Source organism: Kineococcus glutinatus, assembly GCF_039542765.1.
Taxonomy (GTDB): domain Bacteria; phylum Actinomycetota; class Actinomycetes; order Actinomycetales; family Kineococcaceae; genus Kineococcus_A; species Kineococcus_A glutinatus.
The window spans coordinates 1-876 of the sequence record NZ_BAABIL010000910.1; the positions used below are offsets into that span (position 1 = coordinate 1).

The 876-nt window shown below is 77.6% G+C and carries 1 protein-coding gene and 1 pseudogene; one reads left to right on the top strand and one right to left on the bottom strand.

The features are described from left to right. Positions 1-220, bottom strand: a pseudogene (locus ABEB16_RS22510) (MFS transporter); the annotation flags it as partial. A gap of 81 nt (positions 221-301) precedes the next feature. On the opposite strand from ABEB16_RS22510, the gene ABEB16_RS22515 reads away from it, so the two are divergent. Further along, a partial coding sequence (locus ABEB16_RS22515; RefSeq protein WP_345714374.1) for a LacI family DNA-binding transcriptional regulator occupies positions 302-876 on the top strand: 575 nt, incomplete at its 3' end.

The window sequence follows — 876 nt, forward strand, 5'->3', positions numbered from 1 at the left end:
GGCGGGCGCCGAGCACCAGCAGCGCGCCGAAGAACACCGCGTAGCCCGCCACGAGCGGGGTGGCGGCCGCCGCGGGTGCGCCCAGCCCCGCGAGCACCGCCGGCAGGGCGGTGATGACGACCGTGCCGCCGAGCACGTCGACGAACTGCACGGCGCACAGCACCGCCACCACCCGGCCGGCGCGCGGGACCGCCGCTGCGGGTGCGCCCGGTGCGTCCACGTCCGCTCCTCCCGGGGCGGCTTCCGGTCGACCTGCCCGTCGCCGCGCTCTTCTTCATCGGTGAAGTAACAGAATGCTGCCATGGTTCCGCCGCCTCCGCGACAGGTCACCCTGCGCCACGTCGCCGACGAGCTGGGGATCTCCGCGAAGACCGTCTCCAACGCCTTCACCCGCCCCGACCAGCTCTCCGCGCAGCTGCGCGAACGGGTGCTGGCCACCGCCGAGCGGCTGGGCTACCCCGGCCCCAACCCGCTCGCCGCCGGGCTGCGCCGCGGCCGCACCGGCGCCATCGGCGTCGCCTACGACAACGGGCTGTCCTACGCCTTCGAGGACCCGGTGGCCGTCCAGCTGCTCGCCGGGGCCACCTCCGTCGCCGAGCGGGCCGGCACGGGGCTGCTGCTCGTGCCCGGCTCCGCCGACCCGCGCCGCAGCGCCGCCGCCGTCACCGGCGCCGTCCTCGACGGCCTGCTCGCCTCCTCGCTGCCCCACGACGACCCGGTGCTGCGCGCCGCCCTCGCCCGCCGCATCCCGCTCGTCGTCATCGACCAGCCGCACCCCGAGCAGCTGCGGACCGTCGGCCCCACCCCGCCGCCCTGGGTCGGCATCGACGACCGCGCCGCCGCCCGCACCGCCGCCGAGCACGTGCTCCGGCTGGG